The following is a 22,063-nucleotide window of genomic DNA, read 5'->3' as shown; positions in this document are numbered from 1 at the left end:
GAATTTGTACCTCCTAGAATTTATACTCCATGGTTGCATAGTACATGCGCCCGGCGAGGGGATAGGCAAGAGTACTGGAATAAGAACCGTTAATTTGCCTGAGATCGTACCCTTTGTTGAAAAGATCATTCACACCGGCGGATAACTTCCAGTTTTGATCAAAGGCATATTTTAAGCCTAAATCGACGGTGGACAATGCCTGCATATATCTGCCATCATTGTCATCGGCACCGAGAAACTGTTTATCAGTATAGGTATATTCAGTAAAGACATTCATCTTATCTCCAGGGAAGAGGTAATCCAGACGGGCATTCCATACCCACTCCGGAGTATAGGAAATATTGGATTTCATGCCGTTGTAATTTCCCCCCATATTATTACCGGAGTACTTTGAAGTCTGCCAGGTTCCTGCCATGCTAAGGTTGAGCCTTTGCCACTTCATATTCTGGGTCAGCTCGATGCCATGGACACGGGCATCATCCATGGGGAAATAACTGGCAGGAGCATTGGGAACATTGGGCTGCCAAAGGGCAAACTGATTTTTCGAGCGCCGCTGGAACCAGGTGAGGGAGGTATTCGTATCCGCCTTGGCCAGTTTGCCTTGCCAGTTGATGCCGAAATCAAACTGATGCCCCGTCTCCCAGGTGCCATTCCCGGCAACGTCGAAGAACTTGGCCGCACCTTTGTTGGGGCGAATGGTCGCGCCGTCGCCGAAGAGTTCATAGAAATTGGGATGACGGTTATAGGTCCCCCAGCTAGTCTTGAGACTCCAATTTTCGTTAAGCTGCTTTTGCAGAGCAGCCGCACCGGAATACTTCCACGTCGTGTCATTATCCGCCATGGTGTCCATGACGACCCTGTCAGCTCGGAGCACCGGCGTGAGCTTAAAGTCACCACCCTGATTAAGAGTGATGGTATCCTGCAGGGTCAGGTGGTATTCCTGGATTTTGTACTCGTTGATGAATTTCCTGTTTAAATAGGTCATGCTGTCATCAAAGCTCTTCCAGTTGCTTCCATCGGCATCCATAGTTTCCCGGCTGTAATCAAAGTTCATTTCCACCAGATGACTAGAACCCATTTTTAGAGCCGTGTTGAGATTGCCGCCCCATTTCTTGGAGTGAAAATCAGACCACAACAGGCCGGGATAGCTGGCGAATTTACCTTCTGTAAAACCTTGCCGCAGCAAACCAACATCACGGTAGCTCTTCTGGCTGTCCAGATAATAGAGCTTCCACCCCCAGTCCAGGTTGCCCTTGGTATCCCGCCAGCCGATCTGGAATTCTTTCTGGTCGATATTCTGATCGGCATCATACAGGCCTTTATGATAATCCTCATAGTTATAACTGGAGCTTACTTCCGGACTCAAGCGGCTGACTGATCGCGGAAGCTGTTCATGCATATTTTTCCAGGCGGTTTTGACTGTCCATTTGTCATTTTGCCATTTGACCATACCGTTGCTGTTTTGGTAACCATTAGAACGACGATTTGTGTCGCCAAACTCTGTATTTCCCATAAGGTTTTCGGGATTTATGGTGAAGGGGAAATCGCCATCCCAAATATCCCGTTGGTAGGTTGCCATGAGGCTGCCGTCCCCTAGGGGTGCAGTCACTTGATAATTACCGGTATAGCCGCCATAGGATTTCATTCCCTGGCTGATGCTGCCGCCAATTTTATCTGGTTTTTTGGTAACGATGTTGATGACGCCTCCCAGAGGCGAACCGCTAAAGCGAGCCGGAACGTAGCCACGGTAGACCTCTACTCTCTCAACATTGTCCACCGGAATAGTAGACAGGTTGACCGCCGAATCGCCGTTCAGGTTCATCAGCACACCATCCACATAGACGTTGACCTGGGCACCCGTTGATCCGCGTACCCGGGCCACCGTGTAGTGACCATCACCACTGACCCGCTGGACAAACATGCCCGGTACTCGCTCCAGCAACGCCGGCAGATCCTTTTGTTCCCCTTCGAATTTCTCTGGATAGATGACACTGACCTGACCGGGGGAAAGTTTTTTCTCCCAGTTAGGGCGAACCGCCTCCACCGTTATCGGTGCAAAGGAGTATTCCCCTTCATTCACGGCATTGCCTGGCGGGAGTTCAGAGCTTACTGCATGTTGTACTACCTTTTCTGCAGATTCCCCCGTGTTTATCATACCTTCATCTGCCGCTACTGCTTGTTCTGCGTTAGGGTTAACTTTGTTTTCCTGAATCTTGGCTGTCAAGTCATTTGTACTCAACGACGCAGCTTCCTTTACCGCTTTATCCGGTGCCTGTCCGAGGATAACGGTGGTATTGTTGTGGGGAATAACACCAGTCTGGCCCTCGCTGTCCTTGGCTGTCCCTTTACCGTTGCCCCCAAAGCCGCCCCAGGTCCAGTTGAATCCGCCGTTAATCCGCCATTCATTGCCGATGCTGCTGCCAACAGTTTTACTAAGATCCAAATTGAAGACGCCTGCCGGGGAGATCCTCCGATTGCCGCCGAGGCTGAATTCCCACCAGGTATCCTTGCCCCCTGCCGTCTCCAATGCCCTTTGCTGGGTGCCGTAAAAGGAACCGATGGAACTAGGACCGGTGAAGTCATGCAGAGCAGCGACTCCGGCATAAAGATTACTCCCACCGTCCAGTTCCTTGCCCACGGACAGTCCCAGCCTGCCAGTGACCGTATTGTAGCTGTCCTGCCGGATACCCAGGTTGTTGCTGAGACGGTAGCTGACTCCATCGGTGCGGCCGACAAAGAGGGCAGCGGATGGTTCCCAGAACCAGCCGTTTCTCCGGGGCGTCTGATACCCATACTGGAGTCCCAGACCATAGGCCCAGGTGTCATACTCACCATTGACGCGGCCAATAGAGCCGTCACCCGTATTGCCTGTCAGGTGATAGTTGTCTTTCAGTTTGGCGGCCAGGAAAGATGCATCCAGATAGTGTCCCTTATCCCCCACCCAGGCGCCATATATGCCGATACTGTTGGACTCCTGATCACCGGCACCAGTGGCGGTATGGGAGTCCCCTTCCACTTTACTCAGGGAAAATCCGGTATAGACTTTGCCATTGCCGACCTTGTTGTTCAGCAGCTTGTCATAACCTACCTGCATGCCATTATAGGTCTGATTGACCTGGCGGCCGTAGCCTGAGGCACTCTTGTATTTGCCATGCCAGGTATCAGCCCACACGTTTTCCTTTTGATCCTGCTCTCCCATATAACCACTACGGTGGAGGTTCCCCACCCGGCGGAACATATTCAGGTAATTGCTTTTCCACAGGTTGTTCATAACGACTGCGTTATCGCTGACCGACCGACCAGACTCCGAGACAGTATCCAGATCCAGGTAGCTGTAGCTATCCAGGTACCAGGCCGTTCCTATACGGGAGGAACTATCGGCTGGATTGGTGAAATAATTGTCCAGCTGACCAATGACCGGGGTGATTTCATATTGGCTGAATACCCCGTCAGCCCGGGAGGTCTGACCTGTCACCGTAAAGTTGTCGGCACCGTTTAGGATGCCAAGGAGCACGTTCCCCTTCCCGTCACTAGCCGCCGATCCTTGAGTGGTCGTACCCACCCCTGGCACCCACCCCAGCTGAATGTACAGGTTGGCATGACCGTCCGGGGTAGTGACATTCGTGATATAGACCTGATCCTGGTTACCGCCTATCTTTTGTACCTTGGTAGTTCCATTCTGCCCTCCACTTTCCATTACACTATAGGAGCCCAGCCGAAAAACGGTACCGTCGGAAAGTGCTGCATTTCGCACCAGAAGAGTTCGATTAGCTGCTCTAGTGATCATTCTTCCATTAGAATCCTTAAAACCTGTGGGATACACTCCCCCCTGAATGTGGTTGGCGATGGGATCATTACCAACAGTATTGATATAAGACAGATCAATTGTGCCGTTTTTACCGACAGTCAGGTCTTTGACTGTTATCGCAGTTGGACCGGTTACCACCGTTCCGCTGCCACTGCCATTGTCAATAGAAGTCGTCGTATTGTCAGTCTGGGTAATTGTGCCATCAGCATTAATTATCCATCCCTGTCCAATGCTATAACTGCCGACAATAGCACTGGTGCTTTCCAGACGATCCATGGGGCGCCATACACCGCTCTCTCCCACAATGCGACTTTGATAGGAATAAGAATAATTTGGATCCGAAGGGCTGGAAGGAAGTGTTATCGGCCATGACGTAAAATTAACAGGTTTCAAAGAAGTACCTACTGTCAATAGTGTTCCACTCTGCCAGTCATTACCCTGGGCCGCATAAAGATGGGGCAAACCATTGCTGATCAATTGTATCAACTTAGCCTCTGCTGCAGCTTTTATGGCTGGGTCGCTACTTTGAGCAGCTTGTTGAGCTTGATAGATTTGTTGTGCTATCTCCGGCAACTTCCAATAGTCGTTAGCAACATTACTTCCAGTTAAAGCTGGACTGGTAAGGTCACTATAGTTGAGGAGAGACACCAATTTGCCGCTGTTGTCTTTCTGGGCAATCGTATAGGTTTTGGGAATTGTTGATCCTGGATTGGCCGGATCAGGCACCTGGATTACGGCGATGATCGTATCATAGTTGTTTGATCCACCGGCTGAACTATTATAATAGTTTACTATTGTCTTAAATGAATTCGCATTAAATACTAGTGCCGCCCCATTGACAGGATTAACTAATCTAGGAGAGGACGACGAATCTAAAACTACGGTATTATACGAATTCCCAGCCTGATTTACCGTCCCAGCCTGCCAATCCGAAAATATGTTATTAGAGGAATGCACCCCAGCATTGTAGCTTAAAAGCCCGCTGGCGGTTGTCTCCCCCTCGGCGGCGTAAACAACATTGGTTGAGTCCATAGGGGGCAGTGCTCCCAGCGATCCACCAAGCATTACCGTCATCGCTAAAGACAGTTTCTTATATCCTCCAGTCTGGATGTTGGCGAAAGACTGTATGGAACTTATTTCTGCAAGTACGCTGTCCCGGCGGGCGCGGCGGCGACTGGATTTCATTTTCCCATTACTTTTTGTCAATTCGGATACGACCTGCCAACAGGAGCGGGCGCGATTCCAGATGATTCTATATACATGGTTCAAAACATATCATTCCTTTGTTACTTTCTTTACTTCTTGCAGAATTGCTGGATGTTCTTATTCATCCAGCAATTCTGTTGCTGATATAAAATAATAGCAATAAAAAAAACTCCCATTTTGGGAGTGCTTACGCCATGTTGCCAGAGCATTTTTTCTCCGGCAATCTTTACGTAATCTCCTCCCCGTCACTCGCAGGTAAAATGGCGATCGTTAGATAGGCAGTTCTCCTGACTTCGGATCAATGCTTTTTCGCGCCTTCCCAAAGCCTAAGCTCCAGTGGCATTTTGCGAAATTACTCCCCATTACAGTGGCGGGACCGTGCCGGCATTACACCGGTCTTCCCTATTAAGCCCCGAAGGGCACCTATCCCAGTATTCTGTTGTTATTTCCTTTGATTCTTGGTAGCTTCCTAATCCTCTCCCTGTTAATCGCAGGTCAAGCGAGGATGTCAGTACAGGCAGTTCTCCTAGCTCTACTTCATCACCAGCCCAGCCTTCCCGGCAAGTTTATCTCCTGCCAGTGGCCAGTCAGGGCTGATTCCGTATTACAGTGGCGAACCGCGCCGGCTTTTCACCGGACTTCCCTATTGAGCCCTCTGAAAGGGCACCTGCACCCGTATTTGCTCACAATTACCAATCCTATTTCTCTATTCTTTCCTGGATTATCTATGATAAAATCTGTCATAAACCGCCTATATTGAAGCTTGTACCTCCTAAGAACCAAAAGCACTAAGCTATGCAAGATTTTGTTCTGTGCAAGCACAATCTGTCAAATAAAAAGAAGCCCCCCTGTGATGACACCACCCAGAGAGGCTTCTTGTATTATCCAGCAAAACTTCCGGAATAAAAATGCAAAAAACGACAACCAAAATCCCCTCCCCATCTTTCGCAGGTAAAACGGTGATTGTTGTACAGGCAGTTCTCCTGGCTCTGGATCATAGTTCCTCCAAACCTTCCCAAAACAATTACGTCTCAGTGGCATATCTTGGACTTACTCCCCATTACAGTGGCGGGACCGCGCCGGTATTACACCGGACTTTTCTATTAAGCCCTTACGGGCACCTGTACCTATTTAATTTTAATGAATTTTTACCTATTACACCTTTCTTTGATTTTCTTTGTCAACGCCAAAATAATACCATTTTTGGATAAACATGTCAATCCATATTATTATGTATACATGTATGACCGAATATGATCGGTGTATCTGGTATTCTTATCTCTTTTCCCCTTCAAATATATCAATTAGTTTCTTCACTGCCATGGTGGCAGAAATTTTCCCGTCGATAACATTCTGCTCAATTTGAGGTTTCTTATTGATGACCTCAGGATGATTGATAAATAAAGCCTGCAAATATTCTTGGACCATAGACTGCACCCAACTTAACATTTGAGTTCGACGACGCCTTTCAAAGATACCAGATTCCGTTGTTATTTGGTGGAACTTTTCTACCATCCGCCAAACATCGTCTACCCCCTCACCCGTACTTGCCGAGCAAGTATGGCCTTTGGTAACCCATCCTTCCGTAGCTGGACGCAAGAAATGCAAAATACGATCATAATCCACTTTCGCCATTAAAGCTTTCTGTTTATTATCACCATCTGCTTTATTAATCACAATGGCATCAGCCAGCTCTATTACCCCTTTTTTCATCCCTTGCAGTTCATCCCCTGCTCCTGTAATCATCAGCAAGAGGAAAAAATCAACCATAGAGCGCACTGTTACTTCACTTTGCCCCACGCCAACGGTTTCAATCAGCAATACATCATAACCAGCCGCTTCACATAATAGTATTGTTTCCCGGCTTTTACGGGTTACCCCTCCCAAGGTGCCACTGGAGGGAGAAGGCCTGATATAAGCCCTTGGATTACGGGACAATTGCTCCATGCGCGTTTTATCGCCTAAGATACTGCCCTTGGTTACTGTACTGCTGGGATCAACGGCGAGTACAGCTACTTTATGTCCTTTATCACATAATTGACATCCTAGGTTTTCAATAAAGGTACTTTTACCAGCACCTGGAACACCAGTAATCCCGACACGAATGGATTTACCCGTATGAGGTAATAACTTTTTTAATATTTCCTGTGCCAGCTCCATATGAGCTGGTAAATTACTTTCAATGAGCGTGATCGCTCTGGACAAAATCACTCGATTTTCACTCAATACACCTTGGACATATTCATCTACGGAAAGTTGGCGGCGAATGGAGCGAGAATTAAAAGGGGTTTCTGTCTTCTCTTGATTCGGCATACCATCGTGACCACTACGAATTCCGCCCATGACTTCCGTGGTGAAAGCATCCCCTGCATCAGGTGGAATCCATTCCGGCTTCCACCTGTCCTTTTTTTCTTCAGTATTCATATCATTTCACTTCCTGTGAATAACGTCCTAGCTCTTTTAATATTTTTTCTGCGGCAACAGGAATAATGGTTCCTGGTCCAAAAATGGCTGCTGCGCCATTTTCACGTAAAAACTCATAATCCTGAGCAGGAATAACACCGCCAATAACAACCATAATGTCTTCTCTACCAAGCTTTTTAAGTTCTTCGATGAGCTGTGGCAGTAACGTCTTGTGTCCAGCTGCCAAGGAACTCATACCTACTACGTGAACGTCATTATCTACCGCTTGCTGCGCTGTTTCTTCTGCTGTTTGGAACAGTGGTCCAATATCCACGTCAAAACCCATATCTGCAAAAGCGGTAGATATTACTTTCGCGCCTCGGTCATGACCATCCTGACCCATTTTCGCAATCATAATTCTGGGACGACGGCCTTCTGTTTTTTCAAAATCATCAGCCATGGCCCTTACTTTATTAATGGTTTCTTCTTCAGCAAACTCACTGCTATATACTCCAGAAATCGAACGAATGATGGCTTTGTGCCGTCCGGCAACATGCTCAATCGCATCGGATATTTCACCTAAACTAGCTCTGGCTCTGGTCGCTTCAATAGCCAGTGCCAATACATTTCCTTCGCCTGTTTCCATAGATTTGGTAATGGCTTCTAATGCACGTCTTACTCTATCATTATCCCGGTTACTGCGAAGTTTTTCTAAACGCTGAATTTGGGATAAACGCACAGCTGTATTATCTACAGATAAAATATCAAGAGGATCTTCTTTTTCCAGGCGATATCGATTTACCCCAACAATTGTTTCTTTGCCGGAGTCAATATGTGCCTGGCGTCTTGCCGCTGCCTCTTCAATTCTCATCTTAGGAAGACCAGTATCAATCGCCTTGGACATACCACCCAATCTTTCTACTTCTTGAATATGGCTCCATGCCCTTTTGACCAGCTCATTGGTCAAGGCTTCTACATAATAAGAACCGCCCCAGGGATCAAGTACTTTGCATACCATGGTTTCATCCTGAATATACAGTTGTGTATTACGCGCAATGCGAGCCGAAAAATCTGTAGGTAAGGCAATGGCTTCATCCAGTGCATTGGTATGCAGTGATTGAGTATGGCCAAGGGCCGCGCCCATTGCTTCCATGCAGGTTCTTCCTACATTATTAAAAGGATCCTGCTCTGTCAAACTCCAACCGGAAGTCTGGGAGTGAGTTCTAAGAGCCATGGATTTTGGATTTTTAGGATTGAATTGTTTAATAATCTTGGCCCACAGCAAACGTCCTGCACGCATTTTGGCTACTTCCATAAAATAGTTCTTACCAATGGCCCAAAAGAAAGACAACCGGGGAGCAAAAGCATCCACATCCATGCCTGCCTTAATACCCGTCTTAATATACTCTAAGCCATCAGCGAGTGTATAGCCAAGTTCAATATCAGCAGTGGCCCCTGCTTCTTGCATATGATAGCCGGAAATACTAATGCTATTGAATTTTGGCATAAACTGTGAGGTATAAGAGAAAATATCAGCAATGATCCGCATGGAAGGCTCTGGCGGATAAATATAGGTATTACGCACCATGAATTCTTTTAAAATATCATTTTGGATAGTACCTGTCAGTAATTCCTGTTTTACGCCTTGTTCTTCTGCGGCCACAATATAAAAAGCTAATATGGGCAGCACCGCACCATTCATCGTCATGGATACTGACATTTTATCTAGAGGAATTCCTGAAAATAAAATTTCCATATCCAAGATGGAATCAACAGCAACGCCAGCCTTTCCTACATCACCCACAACACGTGGATGATCGGAATCATAGCCTCTATGTGTCGCCAAATCGAAAGCGATGGACAAACCTTTTTGCCCGGCAGCCAAATTTCGGCGATAAAAAGCATTGCTTTCTTCAGCGGTAGAGAACCCGGCATATTGCCGTACCGTCCACGGCCGAAGCACATACATATTGGCATAGGGTCCCCGCAAGAAAGGCGCTATTCCCGCTACATAAGGCAAATGGTCAATTCCCTCAAGATCCTTTTTCGTATACAAGGGGTTTAGATTAATTTGTTCCATTGTCTTAAATTCTAATTCATCCAATAATTTACCACTATTAGCTTCTACTTCCCTTTGCCATGCAGACATATCCGATGGCGCAAAGTCTTTTCGGCAGGCAATTTTAGTAAAGTCTGGTTTTATTAACATTACACAATACCTCTATCTTTCTGCAATTTGGCAAGCATCTTATAACAATTGGCTCTAACATGAATAAAATCATCGACTCCAGCTTCTTTGTATACTGGCTGTAAATCTTCTGGCGGTAATCCTGCTAAAAATAAGGTAATTTGAGGATTTCCTGTTTTAATGAGCTTAGCCAACGGTGGTACTAATTCGGGATACGTAGCATCGGTGGAGCAAATAACCGCAATTGTCGCTCCTGATTCCAGAGTAGCTTTAGCAGCTTCTTCTACCGTAGCGAACCCATTATTCTTTAACATGGTAAAAGCACCTACTTCCAAAAAGCCGCTGACAAAATCGGCCCGTGCCTTATGCTGTGGAATTTCTCCCATGTTGGTGAGAAACACCTCTACATTCTTGCCTGTTTTTTCTATATAAGATTCAGTACGCTGGCGCAACTCTCTATATTGTTCATCAGCTGAATGCATATGCATCGGATTGATTGATACTCCATCCTGCCCTTTACGAATTACTTCGGAAATATCTCCTAGAGTAGCTCCACCAAGAACAGCGACGATGGTTGCCTCTAGCAAGGAGTTTTCTACTCTACCTTTAGAAGAGAACCCGCTCAATGCTTCTAATCTGCTTTTCCATTCTACATCGTCAATGTCTTGGCGATATTCATTTATTTCATTTTTACGCCGTACCTTAAAAGTATGATAGTCAAAGGCATGAACTTCTAAGGGTTTTTCCAACAAGTTAGGATACATATTCGTACCCAAGATCACATCTTTGCGTTTCGCAAGACCATCTGCCCTGCTTTTTGCTGTAGTCTCTACCTGTTCTTGAGGTATATTTTGCTTTAAAGATTCTACAATACCTCCAGCTGCTTCTACTTCTTGAAACAGGCTCCAAGTTTTTTCAGCTACTTCACTCGTTAATTTTTCAATATACCAAGACCCACCTGCTGGATCAACTGGTTGCGTTAGATTACATTCCTGCTGCAGCATTATTTGTGTATTACGGGCAATTCGGCGGGAAAAATCATCTGCTGGTCGTATAGCTTCATCAAAATAACCAACATGCAGGCTGTCTACACCGCCTACAATGGCAGAAAAAGCTTCTGTTGTTGTACGAAGCATATTTACATAAGGATCATATACACTTTTAGTAAAAGTGGAAGTTCGCGCATGCATATGCATCTTTTGCGCCTCTTGGGCTCCGCCAAAGGCTTCGACAATTTGAGCCCATAACATACGTGCTGCTCTTAATTTCGCAATTTCCATAAAGAAATTAGTTCCTACGGAGAAGGAAAAGGAAATCTGCTGTGCAGCAATATCAATGGAAACACCCCGCTGCTGCATTTCCTGCAAGTATTCAACACCTGTAGCCAACATAAAGGATAATTCTTGTACAGCATTTGCACCACTATTATGATAAGGTTGTCCTTGTACCAAGATTGTTTTTAACTGTTTGGTATTCGTATAAGCCCACTTCGCTGCCGCCGCCATTTCATCGTAATAGGTATCTAAAGAATGAGCCACTTGCCCTTCTGCTGCTAAGTAGCCAATGGGATCTACGCCAATGCAGCCATTTAATTTATGATAATCTCTCCCATTGGCTTTCATTAAGGCTACAAATAAGCTAAGTAATTGTATGCCAGAAGTACCAGCAAAGATAAGTAAGGGAGTTTTTTCTAAGTCAAAGCCATGAAAAGCCTGTTGTACATCATCTAATGTTGATAGCGATATGCCTTTTCCTAGCAGCAGCTCTTCTGCTTTATCTGCATCAATCCCATTCAAAGTCGCTTTATCAGCCACGATATGAATGGTTGTGCCGCCTTTGTTTAATTCATGCTGCAACACATCATGCATTTTAGTAGAAAAAGGCTCGGCACATTCTTGGCTGATCTCCCATGGTTTATTTAAGTATCCCATAGCATTGGAACCTCGTACAAAAGGAAAACTGCCAGGTAAAGAGTCACAATGACTTACATCTTCCAAGTCTTCCATCCGATACATCGGCTGCAAATTAATCCCTTCGTAGGTTTTTGTGATTAATTTTTTTTCCCAATTTGCACCTTTCAGTGCTTTTTCTGACTCAGCCCGCCATTCCTCATAGGTGGGATAGGGAAACTCAGCAAAAAATCGTGCTGGCAGATCTTCGCTCACTGCTTTTTTATTTTCTACATCCTGATTTGACATACTTTCACCATCCATTTCATCATCATTCTCTAGGATTTATCCAATTTCCCATTAGGGCTGACTAATAATACGCACTCGTTCTACACCAAAACTAGCTTGAATAACAGGTATGAATTTGCTTTCAATTATGGATCGATACATTTCCTTCTTCGTAATAAGCAATAACATACCATTACCTTGTTTTAAACTAGTTAGAGAATTAATATATTTTTCAAACTCTGCAGTTGGCATATTGTTTTTTAATGTTTGCAGTCCAGTTAATAGTCCCGGTGCCTCCTGCGGTATCCTTTCCATCAAGGGCGTAAATGGTTCCCATTTCAATGTACTCATATATGTTCTACTCTCCTTTATATACTCTATTCTCCTTGCTTTCTGATTCTAGCTAACATGTGATGCATTTTAACCTATCCCCCCTCCTTTTGTAATAAAAAAACTCCCAGCATAGGCCGAGAGTTAAACGCAAGTATAGAAATCGTATAAATAAAGCCTGGCCATTACATAACAGCCAGGACGAAAAAACGCGAATCTTGCGCGTAAATCCCCTCCCCATCTCTCGCAGGTCAATCGGTGATTGCTATATAGGCAGTTCTCCTGACTTTGAATCATTGCTTGCCCATACCTTCCCAAGACTGTTGTCTCAGTGGCATAATCATGGGTTTACTCCTCATTACAGTGGCGGGACCGCGCCGGCTTTGAACCGGACTTCCCTATTAAGCCCCGAAGGGCACCTATACCATCCATATGAAATTATCTTAATATGTACAAGTTATACTATTTTTCCCAGATTGTCAAGTTTTGGCATATTAATAAAAAATAGAATTATACAACCTATAAACTCATTTTATAGCCTAACTGAAAGGTTCTTCCCATTGTATAGTATTCAGATGTTGCATGAGAAGTAATATCTTTACGGTCAAATAAATTGTCTACTGTTAAAAAGATCTCTTTGTCCGCTTTCAGTTTATAAATGACATTTGCACCTGTTAATAACATCGGCTTAATACTTCCACCAGCATCAGTATCACGTTCACGATTCGCTAAATAGTTCGTTGTCAGTGCCGCTTTCCATTTTTCACTGGTATAGTTTATCCCGCCGTTTAGTTGCAGCTTGCCATAGTATCTGTGCCATCCCTGGCTAGCTCCATTTTTATCTGTTTCATATTTTTGAGGATTGCTATAGGAAATGCCCCAGTTAGTATGCCAGCCCCTGCCATTATCAATAGTACAGGATAATTCAAGCCCTGTATTCTTTATGTCTTCATTGCTAGTGGTAAAGGTATCTGTTGATTCGGTGTAAGTCGTTGAGATACTGTCATCAATCGCATAGTTAAATACGGCTAACCGCCAGGCATGAGTATCAGTATTACGTTTTAATCCCACTTCATAATGTTCACCTTGTTGCGGTTTTACGCTTGGATTACCTTTTACCCGACTGGCAGAACCATATATTTGAGTAAAGGTTGGCATCATAAAGGACATCCCTGCATTAGCATAAAAAGTGGTGTTTTCTTCTAATTTCTTCATATATTGCAGTTGCGGTGTAAACTTATTATAGTTTTTATCATCCACAGCCCCTTCTGTCCAAGTTTCGCGGGCACTAAAAATAAGATTGGAGGAAGTGTCCAGCTTATGGTCATATTGCCCGTAAAGAGAATATACGTTGCGATCAAAATCACGACCATCCCAAGCACCATTATCTGCTTTTTCTTTCGATTCATAGCTTTCTCTTTGTGCATTCATACCGACAAGTAAGGTATTATCCTTTACCTTCCAAGTATTTTGCATATCTAGGCCAACCGTTCTGTCTTTGTCAGTTCCATTCGTTATGGTAGGAGTAGTCAGTTGTTGATATTTTTTGCTTACAGTAGCCCAATACTCAGTTTTATTATTATTCAGCTCTTTTTGATTTAAATAAAAGGTAGCTTTTATATTCTCTTTCTTATAATTTAATTGCATACGATTATAGGTGGTATCAAAATTACTTGCTGAACTCAGGCTGCCAATTGTTGCTGCATTTGCTGTTTCTGCATGACGATAGAAATAGGTTGAATTACTCGTACCATAAGAATGTGTAAAATCTAAATTATCATCAAACGCATAGCGCCAAGACAACGCTTCCCGGTCATTACCAGAGAAATCATAATATCGTTTGGGTACATAGCTGGTACTAGTAGGCGCAGCTGTGCTGCGAGTATATCCATCTGATATGTTGTTAATTTCATCTGTTTTATTAACAGAATAATTTATGCCAAACTTGCCAGCCTGTAAGCTCATATTATAATTTTGCACTCCATTATTACCTGTCGCCACTGTTATACTATTGTTCTTTTTGCTCTTGGTAATAATATTGATAACACCGCCGGTTGCTTCACTGCCATATAGTACTGAACCGCCCCCTCGGATAACTTCGATTTTATCAATATCATCTAGTGGAATATCTTCTAAATTATAGCGACCATGCAGGTTTAATGGTATACCATCAATGAGCACTAATGTTCCTTTTTCAACACCCCTGATAATAATTTTGCTGGTCATCGTCCCTTGGGCGTTGCCCATTGGGCCTTGAGCATGATAAATAATGCCTTCACTATATTTTAATGCTTCAATCACACTAGTTGCCCCTGTTGCCTTTAACTCTTCCTGCGTATATACACTAACTGCTGCCGGTGTATTTATATCCCTTGTTGCATAACGTTGTGCGGTTACTATAATTGGATCTAATGTAAAGTCATCAGTCTCTTCTGCCGCGCTTACAGTTCCTGCTGATAGTATAACAGTTACTGGCATTAGCATACCAATTGCAATTTTTCGTACAAGTTCTTTCTCATTTACTATTTTTTTCATGATCCACTCTCCTCGTATCATTCTGTTTATCACTTCTTCGACATTTTACTTCGGCATGAGTGATTTTTCCATATGCACAATTTGAGCATCTCCGTCCTCTTTAATTACGATGGTGAACCCTTGTTTTATCCAGAAATTAAAACCACCCGGCAAGAATCGATGCGTGTGTAGATATATGGTTAAATACTCTTTTTCATTGCAAAACTCTTCGACTTCTTTTACTAATTTAGATCCGATACCTTGTCTCCTTAGTTTTTTTTCAATATAACAGCGTCCAATTTCTGCTGTAATCTGATCAGGATAACGCTTCTTTAAAAGCTGAATTCGATCATTATATTCACACACAGCAATCGTCCCGACAACTGTACCTTCTGGCGAAAAGGCTGCCCACATCTGATTGCGAACTGGTTCTATATACAACTTTTCTAAACCCCAAATATCATCCATAATAGCCAAATGACCCTCCTGAGAAAAAAGGTCCTGAAGCTGCCGCTGTAGGAAGTTTTGTACGGCATGAATATCTTCTTTTCCAATCTTTCTTATTACAATCTCCTGTGCACTCAAATGATTCTATCCCCTTTTCTCATTTCACATCAAAAAGTTTCAACAACTGTTTGGTATAAGGGTGCCGTTCAGTCGCAAAAAGTTCCTTACTTTTACATAAATCAACCATTTCTCCATACTGCATGACCATCAGACGCTCACTCATAAAGTTAACCGCACTGAGATCATGGGAGATGAAGAGATAGGACAGCCCTAATTCTTCTTGCAGGTCTTTTAAGAGATTTAGCACTCTTGCCTGAATGGATACATCTAGACTAGCAGTCGGCTCATCTAAGACAATTAAGGCTGGTTCAACGCTAATTGCCCGGGCAATAGCCACCCGTTGCTTTTGACCGCCACTAAGTTCGGAAGGATAACAGTTCAAATATCTTGCAGGCAAATGAACCTTTTCCAACAGTTTACTGGCAATCTCCTCCTCATTGCTATTTTTCTTACCTAAAAAGCTAGGGCAACCTTTATTTTGGCAACGAATCGGTTCCAATAAAGAGTCCTTTATCGTCAGCTTGCTATTAAATGATCCCGACGGATTCTGAAATACTACCTGCATTTCCCGGCGAGCATTACGAAGTCCTGAGGTCCCCAATTCATGAAGAGGACGGTTATTTAACCAAATTTCGCCCTTATCCATCCGTTCCAACATTAGAAGGCAGCGAGCCAAAGTGCTTTTACCGCTGCCGCTTTCGCCAACCAGCCCCAGGCATTCTCCCTGCCCAATGGTAAGGGAGATTCTTTTCACGGCTTGATGACCGCCAGAGTAAGTTTTCCAGACATCTATAAGTCTTAACACCTCTGGTCTACCTATATCATGCATTTCTTGTAGCGGCACAAACAGCCCCCCCTTCCAAAAGATCTTCCCCTACTATGGGCAGACGCCGCGGTACATTATGAAGGGGTGGCACTGACGCCAGCAAATTGCGAGTATAAATTTCCTGCGGATTTTCAAAAATCGTTCTTTTTTCACCAGATTCGATAATGGAACCATTTTGCATAATAGCGATTCGATCCGCATAACGGCGAACGCAGCGCAAGTCATGGGTAATGAAAAGTACTGCACAGCCTTTTTCATTTTTCAGCCGAACCATCAAATCCAGTATCTTAGCGGCACTCATTGCATCCAGAGCGGTGGTGGGTTCATCCGCAATCAACAGTTTTGGCTCCATCATCATCGCCAGAGCCAAAGCAGCCCGCTGGAGCTGACCACCACTCAGTTGAAAGGGATACCGCAGGTAAGCTTCTGGCCCTTCCAGTCCGACTTCTGTAAGGGCATCCCAAGCTTTTTTCTGTCTTTCTTCCCTTGTCCAGTCCCTATGGGCCCGCATGACTTCATCTATCTGTTTCCCTAATGTGAAGTAGGGGGTAAAAGCACTCTGATAATCCTGAAAGACATAGGCAATATCCGTGCCGCGAAGTCCTCTTAGCTCTTCTTCGGAGATACTTACCAAATCCTGACCTAGCATTCGTATTTCCTGGGCTTCTCGTCGCAGTCCATTTGGCAGTAGTCCTGCCAAAGAAAAGGCACTGATACTTTTACCGCTGCCGCTTTCACCAATCAGAGCAAACCATTCGCCAGCACGAATGGAAAAATCAATACTATGTACCAAAGGACGATTATCCGGGCAGAAAATTTTTAAATCACGGACTTTCAGTAGTTCCATCTCGCCCCTCCTCTTGACGGTCTGAACCGAATTTTTCTACCAAACAATTCCCCAGCAAATTCACGACAAATACCACTAAGAATATCGCCACTCCTGGCACAATCATTAAGTATGATGCCTGTGTAAAATAGGATCGACCTTCGTTGAGCATAGAACCCCATTCAGGATGAGGAGGCTGAACACCAAGACCGATATAAGAAAGGGAAGCAACCAGAAGAATAACCTTGCCAATATCAAGGGTCGCCAAAGCCAGTACCGGACCAATCACATGAGGAATCAAATGACGTCTAAGAGTGGTATAGCTACCCGCGCCGCTAATTTGGGCAACGAGCAGATAATCTTTGGATTTTTCTTGCAAAACCACACTGCGTACCAGCCGAGCATACCCCACCCATTTCACAACGAGAATAGCAAACATCAGATTAAAGAAACCCGCTCCCAAAAGACCGCTGATAACAATGGCAACAATGTATTCCGGAAATGCCATGAATGCATCTACCAGACGCATTAGTACCCAATCTACACGTCCGCCTAGATAGCCAGCAAAAAGACCAATGGGCACTCCAACCAAAATAGACAGCCCTAAAGCCATCAGGCTGATCCCAACCGTCATCTGCCCGCCTGTCAAAATCCGAGACAACTGATCCCGGCCTAATTGGTCAGTCCCTAGCCAATGATCCGCACTTGGCAATTGAAGCCGCTTGGAAAGATCTACTACATTAGGATCCATCGGCGCTAGCCAAGGTCCAAATAGAATGATTAGCATAAAGACTATCGTGAGGCAAACGCCCCAAGATTTTCTTTGTATCATTGACGTTCAGCCTCCTTCAAAGAAATGGCAGGATTCAAGTAACAATATGACAAATCCACTGCTAAATTAATCAGAAAAATTAAGATACCAATCGACAATACAAAGCCTTGAACAATAGCATAATCTCGGCGGGTAACCGCTTCAATGGCCAGTTTACCAACACCAGGAAGTCCAAAAATCACTTCCACTACTACCGATCCGCCTAGTAAGCTCCCGAAACTAACTCCCAAAATTGTCACAACCGGGATTAAGCTGCCCTTTAAAATATGCCGCATAAAAATCACTTTTTCAGAAATTCCTCGAGAACGTGCCGCCCGGATAAAATCTTGGTGGGCACAATCAATTAAGCTATTACGAAAAATTTTTATAAAGGGAGGCGCAATGGCGATGGCTAAAGAAAGCGAGGGCAAAATAAGCCCTCCATTAGCCATTCCCACTGCCGGCAGTAAGTGGAGACGAACCGAAAATAAATCAATAAGCAGCAGCCCCAGCCAAAAAGTCGGAATGGAAGCCCCCATAAGGCAAAAACCAGTAGAGAATTTATCAATCCAACTCCCGGCAAAGCGGGAAGATAAGTATCCAAAAATTCCAACCAAGACTATTGTCAATAGTAATGAAGTACCAGCCAGCAAAAAAGTGGCAGGAAAAGCGTGGGAAAGTTCTGCGACAACAGGACGCCCCGTCATTATAGATTCACCCAGATCCAATTTCAGCAGATTGCCCATATACCGAAAATACTTCTGGTAAACAGGATCATTCATGCCCATTTCTTGTCTTAAGGCTTCTACCTGTTCTGTGGTTACAGCCACTGTATCCACCCGGAGCAGGGACAACGCCGCATCCCCAGGAGCTACTTGAACAATGGCAAAGCTAACCAATGAAATTATCCATAAAAGAAGAATGGCTTCACTTATCCGTTTCAATAGCCAGTTTTTATTCTGAAACGATATCCAAATCCTTGGTAACCATTTGGAACTCAAATTCATTTGATGGAGTCACCCAACCTTTCACATTTTTACGATATGCAGCCGTTTCATATGGAGAAGTTATATAGGCATTATAAGCTCTTTCTTCAATCATTGTAGCGATTGTCTTCGCCGTTTCATTTCGCTTAGCTTTATCGATAGTCTGATTATAGGTATCCAATAAAGAAATTAATTCTGGTACAGTGAGGCGACCATGATTTTGCATACCCTTTGGCGAAAAAGCAGCATTCAGGAAGAAAGCTCCATCCCCTCTGGTGGTTGTCAGTAAGGAGTAAGTCACTAGATCCCAATTTCCTTGGGGCAGATATTCATCAATATTCTCTGCTACTTGAATTTCCATTTCAATTCCCACTTGCTTAGCCGTTGCTTGAACAATTTGTGCAATCTGAGGCAATTCAGGACGAGCAATATAGGTAGCCATTCGAAGTTTGATCGGCTGGCCATTTCTAAGCACCTTACCATCTTGCACTGTCAAACCAGCAGCCTGAAAATGTTGTAATGCCTTTTCTATACTGTAAATATGAGGTTTGGAATCAGGAGAGAAGGAATAAATTCCTGGAAAAGGATTATAGGCTACAACAGCTTCTTTTCCCATAACCTTATCAACAATTTCCTGACGATTAATGAGAGCATCTATTCCTTTGCGGAATTCTTCATTACTCCATAAATCTTGATTCTTGCCAGCATAATTATAAATTAAATGATAAACTCTTTTGCCTGGAACACTCTCTACTATTACTTTGTCATCTTTGCGCAATGTTTGCAGCGTATCCAGTGCCGGGCGATAAATGATATCCGCATCACCGGATTGCAGTGCCAATAGACGAGCATTTGCATCATCATTAAATGTCATAATAACTCGATCCAGCTTCGCTATACCATTCCAATATTGAGGGAATTTCACCAACTCTGCACCTTTAGCAATATCAAAACTGGCAAACATAAATGCGCCTGTCCCAATAGGCGGCTTATTGTCTGGTACCGCAACATCCATTATCACCGTATTGTAATGAACTAATTCTGACGGAAGAGCCGGATACGGATTTTCCGTAGTGATTTTCAGAATATCACCTGCTACCTCGATAGCAGTAATTTTTAAAGACGCTTTTACGCCAGGATTTGCAGAAATAGAACGCTCCAAACTAGCCTTAACAGCCTCAGCAGTCAGGTCTTTTCCATTATGGAATTTCACTCCTTTACGTATTTTAAACTCCCAATGCTGACCATCCTCGGATTTCCAGCTTTCAGCCAGCCAAGGATAAAGCTCTGTTGTTTTTGGATCCAATCCAACCAGGGTTTCCATAGCTCCAGAATTTAATATAAAACTAAAATGACACCGATGAGGGTCCATCGTATTCGCAGGCCAAACCGTAATAAATTTAAGTACCTTCTCTTTTGTACCGCTACCGCTCTTCTTTTCAGAGGAGCAACCAGCCGCTGCCAGCATCAAACAACTGAATAATCCAACAAGAATCCATAAGTAAGTACATTTTTTCATTTTTTTCCGCCTTTTTCTTATATAGTATTTTACTAATGTCTTCATAAGAAGACAAAAAAAACTCTCGGTATAAACCGAGAGTGAAACACAAAGAGAAACGCTAAATTACAATTAGGAAATAATAACGCACAAAAAATAAACATAAAAATTTCGCGTAAATCCCCTCCCCATCTCTCGCAGGTCATATCGGTGACTGTTATATAGGCAGTTCTCCTGACTCTGGATCATCGCTCTCCCAAACCTTCCCAAGATGATTTATCTCAGTGGCACAACATGGGTTTGCTCCTCATTACAGTGGCGGGACCGTATCGGCATTGAACCGATTTCCCTATTAAGCCCCGAAGGGCACCTATACCATCCATATGAATTTTTTCAATATCATAGGATTGACTCTATAATATTTTTACAGAATTGTCAAGCAGTTCCTTGCTAACGATCTATTATCTTGCATCCCGCCCAGTCCGCACAAGATGTAACGCTGTTAGTCACAAAATTATTATCATTACATATTATATAGTAATTAAAGCGTTTTAAAAGTTAGCCATGGCTAACCATACTATTGTGTTTTGTAGTATTAATTAAACATAGCACTTATGTAAGGAGTGGGAATATTGAAAGATGATCAATTTATCACCAGCTTACCGATTAATTTGCCATTAATACCTGGAGAAGAAATTAAAACCAAGGCCAAAGGGCTATTAAAATACCTCGGGCCTGCTTTTATTGTCAGCGTAGCATATATGGATCCAGGAAACTTCGGTACTAATATTAGTGGTGGTTCCCAATTTGGTTATAACTTACTATGGGTCATTCTTTGGAGTAATTTGATGGCTATCTTTGTCCAAATTCTCTCCGCAAAAGTTGGCATTGCTACCGGAGTTAGTTTGCCCGTACACTGCGGCAATGTCTTTTCACGAGGCGTGAATTGGTTCTTATGGACTATAGCAACCTTAGCGGCTATGGCTACCGACCTTGCAGAGTTTTTGGGAGGCGTCCTCGGTTTTTACTTATTATTTAATATCCCCTTAGTTTGGTCTGCAATACTTACAGGGTTTATTACTTACTTCATCTGCCACATGCAAAAATATGGGCAGCAAATTGTGGAACGAATCATTACGACAATGGTAGCCGTTATAAGCATATCTTATATATGGGAAATGTTTATGTCTAGTCCAGAATGGGGGCAAGTTGCTTATCATGTAGCTGTTCCTATGCTCACCGCTGACAGCTTACTGGTAGCTGTCGGCATGCTAGGAGCTACGGTTATGCCTCACGTTATTTATCTACACTCTCATTTGGTCCAAAATCGCCGCACAAATGACGAAAACGACTGTGTTCATCATTTAAAGATGGCCAAAATAGATGTATTCGTTGCTATGAATATGGCCTTTATTGTAAATGCCGCTATGGTTATCGTATCAGCAGCCATATTTAAAGGCAATGGTCTTACTGTTGACAGTATTGAAGCAGCTTATATGACCTTGCAGCCTCTTATGGGCAATATGGCAGCAGGAGCCTTTGGCCTCGCTCTTTTAGCCTCAGGATTATCTTCTTCTACTGTTGGCACTATGGCTGGAGAAGTTATCTTAAATGGCTTCGTGGGCTTTGATATCCCTATTAGCATCAGGCGCCTCATTACCATGTTACCTGGTATGGCTATTATCTTAGCAGGTATCAATCCGATGAGTGCCCTTGTAACAAGTCAAGTCGTATTAAGTTTTGCTTTACCGGGTGCTATTATTCCCCTTTTGCTAATTAGTAACAAAAAGGAAATCATGGGACGTTTTAAGAATAGTACTATAACTAATGTATTGGGTTGGATTATCATTTGCATGATACTTACCTTGAATGCAGTCTTACTGTACCTAATCTTTTCAGGGCAAGCATAATATATTTCATGTA

The 22,063-nt window shown here is 43.7% G+C and carries 13 protein-coding genes and 5 riboswitches; of the genes, 1 reads left to right on the top strand and 12 read right to left on the bottom strand.

Annotated elements, in window-relative coordinates; translation table 11 throughout:
* Positions 1–13: 13 nt before the first annotated feature.
* The 12 genes from QSJ81_RS01560 to QSJ81_RS01505 form a co-directional block, all read right to left on the bottom strand.
* Positions 14–5,077, bottom strand: coding sequence for a TonB-dependent receptor domain-containing protein (locus tag QSJ81_RS01560; protein WP_285715654.1), 5,064 nt, complete (start codon positions 5,075–5,077; stop codon positions 14–16).
* A 197-nt stretch (positions 5,078–5,274) separates the two neighbouring features.
* A riboswitch (cobalamin riboswitch) is annotated at positions 5,275–5,456 on the bottom strand.
* A gap of 57 nt (positions 5,457–5,513) precedes the next feature.
* Positions 5,514–5,700, bottom strand: a riboswitch (cobalamin riboswitch).
* A gap of 270 nt (positions 5,701–5,970) precedes the next feature.
* Positions 5,971–6,154, bottom strand: a riboswitch (cobalamin riboswitch).
* Between the two features lie 135 nt (positions 6,155–6,289).
* On the bottom strand, positions 6,290–7,438 hold the full coding sequence (gene meaB, locus QSJ81_RS01555) for a methylmalonyl Co-A mutase-associated GTPase MeaB (RefSeq protein ID WP_285715653.1): 1,149 nt from the start codon (positions 7,436–7,438) through the stop codon (positions 6,290–6,292).
* 1 nt (position 7,439) lies between these two features.
* Positions 7,440–9,626 carry a methylmalonyl-CoA mutase gene (gene scpA, locus QSJ81_RS01550; protein WP_285715652.1) on the bottom strand — a complete coding sequence of 729 codons (2,187 nt, stop codon included), beginning with the start codon at positions 9,624–9,626 and terminating at the stop codon, positions 7,440–7,442.
* The gene (locus QSJ81_RS01545) at positions 9,626–11,803 is read right to left on the bottom strand and encodes a methylmalonyl-CoA mutase family protein (protein ID WP_285715651.1); all 2,178 of its coding nucleotides are present in this window, start codon (positions 11,801–11,803) and stop codon (positions 9,626–9,628) included. Before QSJ81_RS01545 ends, scpA begins: the two co-directional genes overlap by 1 nt.
* A gap of 51 nt (positions 11,804–11,854) precedes the next feature.
* On the bottom strand, positions 11,855–12,133 hold the full coding sequence (locus QSJ81_RS01540; protein ID WP_285715650.1) for a hypothetical protein: 279 nt from the start codon (positions 12,131–12,133) through the stop codon (positions 11,855–11,857).
* Positions 12,134–12,367: 234 nt separating this feature from the next.
* Positions 12,368–12,550, bottom strand: a riboswitch (cobalamin riboswitch).
* A gap of 81 nt (positions 12,551–12,631) precedes the next feature.
* Positions 12,632–14,647: a TonB-dependent receptor plug domain-containing protein gene (locus tag QSJ81_RS01535; protein ID WP_285715649.1), complete on the bottom strand. Its 2,016-nt coding sequence runs from the start codon at positions 14,645–14,647 to the stop codon at positions 12,632–12,634.
* Between the two features lie 45 nt (positions 14,648–14,692).
* A complete protein-coding gene (locus QSJ81_RS01530; RefSeq protein ID WP_285715648.1) occupies positions 14,693–15,211 on the bottom strand; it encodes a GNAT family N-acetyltransferase in 519 nt (172 codons plus the stop codon).
* Between the two features lie 19 nt (positions 15,212–15,230).
* Positions 15,231–16,037 carry an ABC transporter ATP-binding protein gene (locus tag QSJ81_RS01525; protein WP_285715647.1) on the bottom strand — a complete coding sequence of 269 codons (807 nt, stop codon included), beginning with the start codon at positions 16,035–16,037 and terminating at the stop codon, positions 15,231–15,233.
* Positions 16,015–16,866 (bottom strand): ABC transporter ATP-binding protein, encoded by an 852-nt coding sequence (locus tag QSJ81_RS01520; RefSeq protein WP_285715646.1) that lies wholly within the window; start codon positions 16,864–16,866, stop codon positions 16,015–16,017. Before QSJ81_RS01520 ends, QSJ81_RS01525 begins: the two co-directional genes overlap by 23 nt.
* On the bottom strand, positions 16,844–17,677 hold the full coding sequence (gene nikC / locus QSJ81_RS01515; RefSeq protein WP_285715645.1) for a nickel transporter permease: 834 nt from the start codon (positions 17,675–17,677) through the stop codon (positions 16,844–16,846). The genes QSJ81_RS01520 and nikC overlap by 23 nt, the downstream gene beginning before the upstream one ends.
* Positions 17,674–18,663, bottom strand: a complete 990-nt coding sequence (gene nikB, locus QSJ81_RS01510) for a nickel ABC transporter permease (protein WP_285715644.1) — start codon at positions 18,661–18,663, stop codon at positions 17,674–17,676. The genes nikC and nikB overlap by 4 nt, the downstream gene beginning before the upstream one ends.
* Positions 18,611–20,161 carry an ABC transporter substrate-binding protein gene (locus QSJ81_RS01505; protein WP_285715643.1) on the bottom strand — a complete coding sequence of 517 codons (1,551 nt, stop codon included), beginning with the start codon at positions 20,159–20,161 and terminating at the stop codon, positions 18,611–18,613. Before QSJ81_RS01505 ends, nikB begins: the two co-directional genes overlap by 53 nt.
* Positions 20,162–20,347: 186 nt before the next feature.
* Positions 20,348–20,529: riboswitch (cobalamin riboswitch) on the bottom strand.
* Positions 20,530–20,772: 243 nt separating this feature from the next.
* On the opposite strand from QSJ81_RS01505, the gene QSJ81_RS01500 reads away from it, so the two are divergent.
* Positions 20,773–22,050, top strand: a complete 1,278-nt coding sequence (locus QSJ81_RS01500; protein ID WP_285715642.1) for an Nramp family divalent metal transporter — start codon at positions 20,773–20,775, stop codon at positions 22,048–22,050.
* Positions 22,051–22,063: the final 13 nt, after the last annotated feature.

The organism is Pelosinus sp. IPA-1 (assembly GCF_030269905.1).
GTDB lineage: Bacteria > Bacillota > Negativicutes > DSM-13327 > DSM-13327 > Pelosinus.
This window is presented reverse-complemented; position numbering and strand designations above follow the sequence as displayed.

Bases quoted from the DNA above. Each gene is read 5' to 3' on its own strand.
- meaB (WP_285715653.1), bottom strand. From the start codon at position 7,438: ATGAATACTGAAGAAAAAAAGGACAGGTGGAAGCCGGAATGGATTCCA.
- scpA (WP_285715652.1), bottom strand. From the start codon at position 9,626: ATGTTAATAAAACCAGACTTTACTAAAATTGCCTGCCGAAAAGACTTT.
- QSJ81_RS01545 (WP_285715651.1), bottom strand. From the start codon at position 11,803: ATGTCAAATCAGGATGTAGAAAATAAAAAAGCAGTGAGCGAAGATCTG.
- QSJ81_RS01540 (WP_285715650.1), bottom strand. From the start codon at position 12,133: ATGAGTACATTGAAATGGGAACCATTTACGCCCTTGATGGAAAGGATA.
- QSJ81_RS01535 (WP_285715649.1), bottom strand. From the start codon at position 14,647: ATGAAAAAAATAGTAAATGAGAAAGAACTTGTACGAAAAATTGCAATT.
- QSJ81_RS01520 (WP_285715646.1), bottom strand. From the start codon at position 16,866: ATGGAACTACTGAAAGTCCGTGATTTAAAAATTTTCTGCCCGGATAAT.
- nikC (WP_285715645.1), bottom strand. From the start codon at position 17,677: ATGATACAAAGAAAATCTTGGGGCGTTTGCCTCACGATAGTCTTTATG.
- nikB (WP_285715644.1), bottom strand. From the start codon at position 18,663: ATGAATTTGAGTTCCAAATGGTTACCAAGGATTTGGATATCGTTTCAG.
- QSJ81_RS01505 (WP_285715643.1), bottom strand. From the start codon at position 20,161: ATGAAAAAATGTACTTACTTATGGATTCTTGTTGGATTATTCAGTTGT.